7 protein-coding genes are annotated in these 8,822 nt (G+C 63.4%); 3 read left to right on the top strand and 4 right to left on the bottom strand.

Annotated features, from left to right (window positions below):
- Positions 1-45 precede the first annotated feature (45 nt).
- Together ACYPXD_RS07055 and ACYPXD_RS07050 are read left to right on the top strand one after the other, a co-directional pair.
- Positions 46-1,299, top strand: coding sequence for a cytochrome-c peroxidase (locus tag ACYPXD_RS07055; RefSeq protein ID WP_459709017.1), 1,254 nt, complete (start codon positions 46-48; stop codon positions 1,297-1,299).
- A gap of 90 nt (positions 1,300-1,389) precedes the next feature.
- A complete protein-coding gene (locus ACYPXD_RS07050; RefSeq protein ID WP_459709013.1) occupies positions 1,390-2,016 on the top strand; it encodes a hypothetical protein in 627 nt (208 codons plus the stop codon).
- A 73-nt stretch (positions 2,017-2,089) separates the two neighbouring features.
- On the opposite strand, the gene ACYPXD_RS07045 is transcribed toward ACYPXD_RS07050, so the two are convergent.
- The 4 genes from ACYPXD_RS07045 to ACYPXD_RS07030 form a co-directional block, all read right to left on the bottom strand.
- Positions 2,090-3,229, bottom strand: coding sequence for a formyltransferase family protein (locus ACYPXD_RS07045; protein ID WP_459709010.1), 1,140 nt, complete (start codon positions 3,227-3,229; stop codon positions 2,090-2,092).
- A gap of 240 nt (positions 3,230-3,469) precedes the next feature.
- Positions 3,470-5,422: an SMP-30/gluconolaconase/LRE-like region family protein gene (locus ACYPXD_RS07040; RefSeq protein WP_459709007.1), complete on the bottom strand. Its 1,953-nt coding sequence runs from the start codon at positions 5,420-5,422 to the stop codon at positions 3,470-3,472.
- A gap of 520 nt (positions 5,423-5,942) precedes the next feature.
- Positions 5,943-6,461, bottom strand: coding sequence for an N-acetyltransferase family protein (locus tag ACYPXD_RS07035; protein ID WP_459709004.1), 519 nt, complete (start codon positions 6,459-6,461; stop codon positions 5,943-5,945).
- A gap of 89 nt (positions 6,462-6,550) precedes the next feature.
- Complete coding sequence (locus ACYPXD_RS07030) at positions 6,551-7,432, bottom strand: LysR family transcriptional regulator (protein WP_459709001.1); 882 nt, start codon at positions 7,430-7,432, stop codon at positions 6,551-6,553.
- A 187-nt stretch (positions 7,433-7,619) separates the two neighbouring features.
- Here ACYPXD_RS07030 and ampC point away from each other — a divergent pair, with 187 nt between their 5' ends.
- Positions 7,620-8,813, top strand: coding sequence for a class C beta-lactamase (gene ampC, locus ACYPXD_RS07025; protein ID WP_459709118.1), 1,194 nt, complete (start codon positions 7,620-7,622; stop codon positions 8,811-8,813).
- The last annotated feature ends 9 nt before the right edge of the window (positions 8,814-8,822 follow it).

Genomic DNA, 8,822 nt, shown 5'->3' with positions numbered 1-8,822 from the left:
GCGTGCGGCCCGGACGGGCCGCACGCGATATTCACTGGAACAGTTATGCGCATAGCGTTGCTCGCATGCGTCGTTGCCGCGGCCCTGATTGCCGCGGCGTGCGGCGGCGATAACAACAGCGGTCAGCCGCAAGCGGCGTCGGCGCCCGGCGGCGCATCGGCGCCGGACGTCACTCCGCAATTGAGTCTCGCCGCTCAGGTCGGCGCGAAGATGTTCTTCGACAAGACGTTGTCGGGCTCGGGCAAGATATCGTGCGCGACGTGTCACAGCCCCGACTTTGCTTATGGGCCGCCGAACGGGCTCGCGGTCCAGCTTGGCGGCGTGGACGACAACACCCCCGGCGTGCGCGCCGTGCCGTCGCTGCGCTACAAGGAATTCACGCCGGCGTACGCCGATCTGGCCGATAACCCGGACGGCGTCACGCCGCCGGGGCCGGGCGGCGGCTTCACGTGGGACGGCCGCGTCAGCACGCTCGCGGACCAGGCGAAGATTCCGCTGATGTCCACCTACGAGATGGCGAACAGCAGTCCCGACGCGGTGGTCAACGCGATCAAGGTCGGCCCTTACGGTGCGCTCTTCAGGCAGGCCTTCGGCGACAACGCGTTCGACAATCCGTCGAACGCGTTCAATCTGGCCGTGTCGGCGTTACAAAGCTATCAGCAGGAAGAGCCCGACTTTCATCCGTACACGAGCAAGTTCGATGTGCTGCGCCACAACCGCGGCAATTATCTGACTGCTCAGGAAATGCACGGCCTGCAGCTGTTCAATGACGAAAACAAGGGCAATTGCATTGCGTGCCATCTGAGCGGCAATGCGCAGGGCGGCAGCATCGCGCCGTTTACCGACTATTCGTTCGAAGCGGTGGCGGCGCCGCGCAATATGGAAATTCCCGCGAACGCGGATCCCACGCACTTCGACATGGGCTTGTGTCAGGCCGAGGAAACCGGCCACACGCCGGCCAATTCCGCGAAGTTCTGCGGCATGTACAAGACGCCGACGCTGCGCAATGTCGCGACGCGCCAGACGTTCTTTCACAACGGCGTATTTCACACATTGCGCGATGTCGTCGAGTTCTACAACAAGCGCGACACGAACCCCGAACTGTTCTATTCGAAAGCCCCGGACGGCAGCGTCAATATGTACGACGACCTGCCCGCGCAGTATCAGGCGAACATCGATATGACGGTGCCGGTGGTGCATACGCGCGGCGCCACGCCGGCGATGACGGAGCAGGACGTGGACGACCTCGTCGCGTTTCTCGGCACGCTGACCGACGGCTTCCAGCCGCCCGCCAAGTGATGCGAAAAGCGGGCGATACGCAAAACCGATAGTGAATCGATCGCGCGCCTTCGTTGCGCGCGCAACCGGATGGGGAGCAGCAGGCAGAACATGAAGAAGCTGAACGGGTGGAAGGCGTTGTGCGTGCCGGTGTTTTCCGCGTTTCTATTCGCCGGATGCAGTACGCACAACGACGAGCCGAATCGCGAGAATTTCACGGCTGCGGTGTCGAAGTTTCTCGATGCGCATGGCGATATGTGCATCGGCAAAATGAAGTGGCCGATCGATATCACGAGAGACGAGGCGAACGAGCGCACCGCGAACTCGCTGCAGATGCCGGTGCTCGAGCAAATCGGTCTCGTGAGCAAGCAGCAGATCTCCGATTCGACGATGCGCTACACGCTGTCCGACGAAGGCAAGAAGTACTACCTGCACAAGGCATTGCCGAGCATGGCCGCGAACGGCACGGTTACGATGCACGACGGCGACCTGTGCTACGGCAAGCTGCAGGTCGACAAGGTGATCGGATGGGAGCCGCCGCACGTGGTGGACGGTATCGAGCGCACGGTGATCACCTACACGTACACGATCGATCCGGCGCCCTGGACGAAAAACGCGGATGTGCAGCGTGTGTTTCCGGTCGTGGCGATGGTCGTGCGCAGCGGCGGCACGCTGCAATTGAAGCAGGTGGTCGTGCTGAAGAAGGACGGTTGGGTCGGGGAGATCGGTTTCAGCTAAAGCGGCGGGCGCCGCGTGCCAGACCGCCGCGGCGCCGAGGCCCCGCGGCGGTCGGGCGGCGGTCGGGCGATGGTCAGGCGGCTTCGTCCAGCGCCATATCGGCCATCAGTTCGGCAGCGAGCGATTCGAGCAGCGTACGCAGCGCGTCGATCGACAGTGCCGCCGGTACCGCGAGCACGGCCTTGACGCCGAACTGATGCGGTCCGACCGACGCATGCGCGAGCTCCGTGCTCAGCTCCTCGATGCTGATGTCGTGCGCGGACAGGCTCGCGGACAGATCCTGCACGATGCCGGCACGGTCGGGCGCGGTCAGTTCGAGCGACACGCGCCGCAGGCCATGCCCGAGCGGCGGCAGGTCGCTGCGCGCGATCACGAGGCGCAGGCCCGCGCTTTCGAGGTCGCGCAATGCGGTGGTCAGCGCGTCGGCGTGGCGCTGCGCGACTTCGAACTGCACCATGCCCGCGAACTGGCTGCCGAGACTGGCCATGCGGCTGCCGGTCCAGTTCGCGCCGAACGCGCGGGCGCGCTCCGACAGCAGGTTGACGATACCGGGACGGTCGGCGCCGATCGCGGTGACGACGAGCGACGCGAGCGGCCCGGACGGCTCTTCGGTCAGTTCGATGCGCCGGCGAATGATTGGCGCGCGCGTGGCGAATTGCTCGTCCTGCGTGTGCGCCGGCAATGCGCCGTGATCGCGCGCGTGATGCACGACGCGCAGCAGTAACGCGAGCCCCATCGGCGCGAGCGCACGCTCCCACAGTTCGCGTGCGGTTTCGCCCTTTTTGACGAAGCACCAGTCCTGTGCGGCAATCGCGCCCGCATCCCAGCCGTGTGCGAGGTGATAGACCGAACCGCCGGCGATCGGATCGCCTTCGAGTATTGTCCATTCGACCGCCGCAATGCCGCGATGGCGCGGCAGCAGCGAAGGGTGATAGCCGACGCCGCCGAGGCGCGAGCGCGCAAGCGCTTCATCGTTGACGCGCGCGTGCGTATGCGCGGCGATGATAAGGTCCGTGCCTTCGGGAATCGCGCTCGCTTCAACGAGCCTTGGGTTGTCGTGGATCGCGGTCGGCAGACCGGCCGCACGGCCCGCCGCGGCGAGGCGATCGTCGGCGGCAGGGGCGACTACGCCGGCAATTTCAATGCCGTCGGCGCGAAACGCCTCGAGCACCGACGCGCCGAAGTAGCGGGATCCCACGATAGTGCATTTCATTCGGCTGTCTCCATGCCATTCTGTCTGGTTGCGAGATGCGCGGGCATTCGCATCGAGGCTGATGCGCCGCATCGAGTGTTGCTGGTCGCGGACATTGTCGGCGATTTGGCAGGCGGTGTCGAACGCGGGAGGCGAGGCGCGGGTGAGGCGCTTGGTCCTGCGACGATCGACGCGCCCGTAGCAGTCTCCGGTCAACGGTACGCGAGCATGTGGCCGACTGCGGCGCGCCGCTCCGATCCACTATTGCGCCGCCGCCGCCGTGCCCGGCGTCCAGCGATAGACGACAAGGTTCGAGTCGTTGTAATTGTCCTTTGTCACGACATACTCGCCGGTCGTGCGCAGATATGCGCGCACGCCGTACATCGAATCGACATTGGCGCCGAGGCTCACCTGCGTCGGATTCGTATTGGCGAGCGTCGTGTCGAGCGAGCCCGACGTCAGATTGAACGCGTCGATATTGGGCGACGTGATGTAGCCGACAAACAGGTAATTGCCCGCTGCCGCGATCGACTTCGGCTGCACGCCGCTCGGAAACGTGATGACCGGGTTCGGCGTCGTGTGGTTGCCCGCCGCCCAGCCGTGATAGACCTCGATGCGGTTGCCCATCGACGTAAAGTCGCTGCTGCCGATAATCCCTTGCCCGAGAATCATCGTGTCGCTTTCCGCCAGATAGACGATGCGCGTCAGCGGCCGGATCGAGACCGGCACGAGCGCCGTCATGGGGGCGCCCCAGGCGGGCTTGCCGGTCGCGTCGACGCCCGTCAGCGGATAGTGGAAGATCTGGTTCGTCCGATCGAGACCCGCCCAGACGTCGCCTTTGCTGTCGAGGCTGAAGCCGCCCGTAACGGATCGTGTCGTACCGAATGCGGCGCCGGGCAGGGTGGCGTCCGGTATCGCGATGTAACCGCTTTGCGGGCTGAAGTGGTAAAGGTAAAACGTCGCGGGGTTCTGCCCCGATGCCGCTAGAACGCGGTTCGGGCCGACGGCGGCGATCTGCGCGAAGTGCGTGTCGCGCTCGGGGTTGTTGAGGTTCAAGCGCGGATCGTCGGGGTACGTGATCGGGTCCACCGTATTCGCGACGAACGTGCCGGCGGTTGTGCCGCCCCCGGCCGTGCCGCCATAAACGTTGGTGCCGCCGAAGAACAGCGCGCCGTCCGTGAGCGGGTCCGGCGCGCCGTTGCCCTCGAAGTTCAACGACTGCAGCGTCGTCGTCAGGGTGCCCGCGCTGTTGTACACATGAATGTTGGTTGCGCCGTTGCGGCCAAGGTCCCAACTGCCGCCCCACGCATTGTCGAGCACGGCCAGATTGCCGGCGGCATCGCGGCCCATGCCGACCACGCGCGTAAAGCGCTGTTCGCTGACTTGCCCTTTGGCGGCCGTCGTCGTGTTGAGAAAGCCGCCTTGCACACCGAACGTGCCGACCTGCGCAGGCCGGCCGGCGACGGCCGCATAGAGCTTGATATTCATGTCCGGCCCCTCGTCGCCCACCATCAGGCGGCTGGACCTGAGATCGAAAAACAGCGCGGACGGTTGCGCGCCCGCGGACATCTGGATCGTGTTCATCGGCGCGCCAGCCGGACTGAACTCGGCGATGCGGCCTTCGTTTTTCTGCGCAACCCAGATATTGCCGGCGCTGTCGATCGCGAGGGCGCCCGGATCCTGCACGCTGATGTCCTGCTTCCAGACGCCGTCGGTGGTGTACATGCGCACGCGATTGCCCGGATTGTCGCTGACGACCAGCAGCGAATTCGCCGTCGCACACCCGGTAATCACATCGCCGCGCGCGACGTTGGTCGCGGCGCTGACCTGAATCTTGAAGTCCTGGGCGCCCGTCGCGCGGTTATAGCGGCCGAGATATCCACTGCCGAAATTTCTGCTGAACTGCAATGCGGCGAACAGCGAGGTGTTATTGCCGGTGATGCAACTGCCCTGGAAGTCGTTGTGAAGTCCGATCGAGCCGACGGTCTTGCCGTTCTGATAAATGGATATGCCGCCATCGACCTCGTCCCACAGCGACGCTGTATAGATGGTGCCGTCGGCGGCGACCCACATCGAGCGGGCGGTATTGCCCACGTGCGTGCTATCGGTGCCGAAAGTGTTTGCGATCCAGTCGGTCGTGTATTGCGCGTAACTCGATGGGGCTATTGCGAAGCAAAGTGCTGCAGCAACGCATACGGGGCTGAATCGTTTCATAGCCGGATCACTCCTGCGCGGCCCACGGCCGATGGAAAGGAAATCGATGCAATGAATAAGCGCGGGCAAATTCATTCGAATATTTTCACGTGATTTTATTGTCACTTGAAAATATTCATATGAACCGAAAATAATTGGGCATTGGATGCGGCGAACAAGGCATTGCCATACGCGGTACGAAAATACCTGCAGCCGGATTTGTCGGTTAGCCTTACGGAACTTCGCATTCGAATCAATGCTGTGCGCATAAGGTCCGGCAATTAATAACCGACGCGTCTTCGCTATTTGGAAAATAACCGCGGACTAAATGCCGATCGGCTTAAAAGACGATAAGCGCGGTTAGAAAATGCGCAAAAAAATGAATTCGCAGGGCGGCCAATCGCGCAATAAATACCTGATTGCGCATTGCTTCGCAAACACCCATGCAGCGTGTTAAAGCAGAAAGGCTGAAGCGTGAGCCGGTTGCGTCCGTCTTCGCGGCACCGTTGCGGTGCGCGCGGACGGCGCTGCTTTATTGCGCCTAGGCGTCGTCCGGCGATGGACGGGCGTCGAGCTTGAGCTGCATGAAAGCCAGGTCGAGCCAGGCGCCGAACTTCATGCCGACTTCCTTCAGGTGGCCGACATGCTCGAAGCCGAGCTTCTCGTGCAGCCGGATCGATTCGGCGTTGTTCGCCGTGATGCCGGCCACCATGACGTGCTTGCCGATGGAGCGCGCGCTGTCGATCAGTTTCTCCATCAGCGCGTAGCCCACGCCTTTTCCGCGCTGATCGCGGCGCACATAGACCGAATGCTCGACCGTGTGACGGTAGCCGTCGAATGCGCGCCAGTCGCCGAACGACGCGTAGCCGATCACGGCCCCGCGATCGTCGACGGCAACGAGCACCGGGTAGCCGGCGTTCTCGCGCGCGGACAGCCAGGCCGCGCGGTTCAGCCGGTCGACGGTCAGATCATTCCAGATCGCGGTGGTGTTCAGCACGGCGTCGTTATAGATCGCCGTGATCCCTTCGATGTGATCCGGAGCCGCTTGACGGATCTCCATTTAGCTGCTCTCCGCGGTAATCCACTATAGTGCGACGAGTGTACACGATAATAGACATGGCCGAGCGCTCGCGTCTTCGCTTTGGGGCCTTAAGCGGGGCGGCTGTCCGCTTGGGTTTCGCTCACAATCCATAGACTGAACGCGCGCATCGCCGGCGTAGCCGGTTTGCCCTTTTGCGACGTAAGCCAGTAGCTGCCCGCCTGCACGTCGATATCGAATGGGCGCGCAAGGCGCCCCATCGCCAGATCGCGTTCGAACATCGATGCGGGGGCGAGCGCCACGCCCGCGCCTTGCATCGCGGCTTCCACCATCAGGCGCGACGAGTCGAACACGGGGCCGCGCACCGGGCGCGGTGCGAGTCCCGCGGCGCCGAACCAGTTAGCCCAGTCGTCGGCGCGATACGAGCGCAATAGCGTTTCGCTCGCGAGGTCCGCGGGCGCGCGCAGACGTTGCGCAATATCGGGCGCGCACAACACGGAAAGCGGCGCATCGAAGAGCTTGAGCGCGCGCGAGCCGGGCCAGGTGCCATCGCCGAAACGGATCGCGAAATCGAGGCCTTCGCCGGCCAGATCGACGAGATTGTTGTTCGTCATCATCCTCAGTTCGACGAACGGATGCGCGTCGTGAAACGACTTCAGGCGCGGCATCAACCAGCCCACCGCGAAGGTCCCGACCGCGCCGACCGTCAGTACTTCGTGAAAGTGCCCGCCTTCGAACTGACGCAACACGCCCTCGATGCGATCGAATGCGTCGCTGAGCACGGGGCGCAATGCGAGCCCTTCATCGGTAATCGCGAGGCCGCGCGGCAGGCGCTTGAACAGCGTCGCACCGAGACGCTCTTCGAGCGTGCGCACCTGTTGGCTGACCGCCGCTTGCGTGACGTTCAGTTCGAGCGCCGCACGCGTGAAACTCAGATGCCGGGCCGACGATTCGAACGCGCGCAGCGCGTTTAAAGGCAGATACGGTCGCATGATCGAGCCATTAGATTTTCTGGGGCAGCGGGCAATTTATCATCGTTTGTCAGCATGCGGCGAAAACGCGATATTGGCGGCTCTTCAAGGAGCAACAATGATGACGCGGCGCAGATTCACGACAACGGTGTCGGGCAGTGGGTTAGCTGGGGTTGCGGCTCGGGCGCGCGGCGCGACGGCGATCGGGATGCTGGCGCTGCTCGGCGTGTTGGGCATCGCGCCCGGAATCCGCCATGCGAATGCGGCGGCGGTGGGTGAGGGTGCGGCTGCGGGCACTGGCGAGGGCAGTCCGGCGCGCGGTAGCATCCAGCGCGCCGTGGACGACGCCATTCGCCCGATGATGGCGAAGGACCGGATTGCGGGCGTCGCGGTCGGCATCATCGTCGACGGCAAGCCTCGGGTGTTCAATTTCGGCGTCGCGTCGACGCAAACGCGCGAGCCCGTGACGAACGACACGCTGTTCGAACTCGGCTCGGTCAGCAAGACCTTTACGGCCACGCTGACATCGTGGGCCCAGGTGAACGGGCAGTTGTCGCTATCGGACAGGGTCGGCACATATCTGCCGTTGCTGCGCGGCAGTCCGTTCGGTGATGTGAGCCTGCTCGATCTCGGCACGCATACGCCAGGCGGACTTCCGTTGCAGGTGCCCGATGAAATCGAAAACGATGCGCAGTTGATGCGCTATTTCAAGGCATGGCGTCCGCAGTATGCGCCGGGCACGTACCGGACTTATACGAATCCGGGCATCGGTACGCTCGGCATGATCGCGGCAAAGAGCATGAACGACGATTTCACCGCGCTGATCGAGCAGCGTCTCTTTCCGGCGCTCGGCTTGCGGCATAGTTTCATTGACATTCCTGTCGAGCATGCGTCGGACTACGCGCAGGGCTATACAAAGGATGGCAAACCGATCCGCCTGAAGGGCGGCGAGCTGGGGCCCGAAGCGTACGGCGTCAAGTCGACCGCCTCGGACATGCTGCGCTTTGTCGAGGCGAACATGAGCCTGATCAAACTCGATGCGCCGCTACAGCGCGCGATCATCGATACCCACACCGGCTACTTCAAGGCAGGGCCGATGACGCAGGACCTGATCTGGGAACAGTATCCGTATCCGGTTACGCTGAATTCACTGCTCGAAGGCAATGGACCCGCGATGGCCACCGAAGCGATGCCCGTGACCGCGATCGACCCGCCGCTTGCACCGATGGACAACGTGTGGATCAACAAGACGGGTTCGACGAATGGCTTCGGCGCTTATGTTGCATTCGTACCGGCCAGGCGCCTCGGGATCGTCATTCTGGCCAACCGCAATTTCCCGATTGCGGACCGCGTCGCCGCCGCGCACAAGATACTCGCGTCGCTCGATGGCGGCGCACAGTAAAGCGGGAGA

Source organism: Paraburkholderia sp. 2C (genome assembly GCF_054589215.1).
Note: the sequence above shows the minus strand (reverse complement) of the source record. Positions and strands in the feature narration are given on the sequence as shown.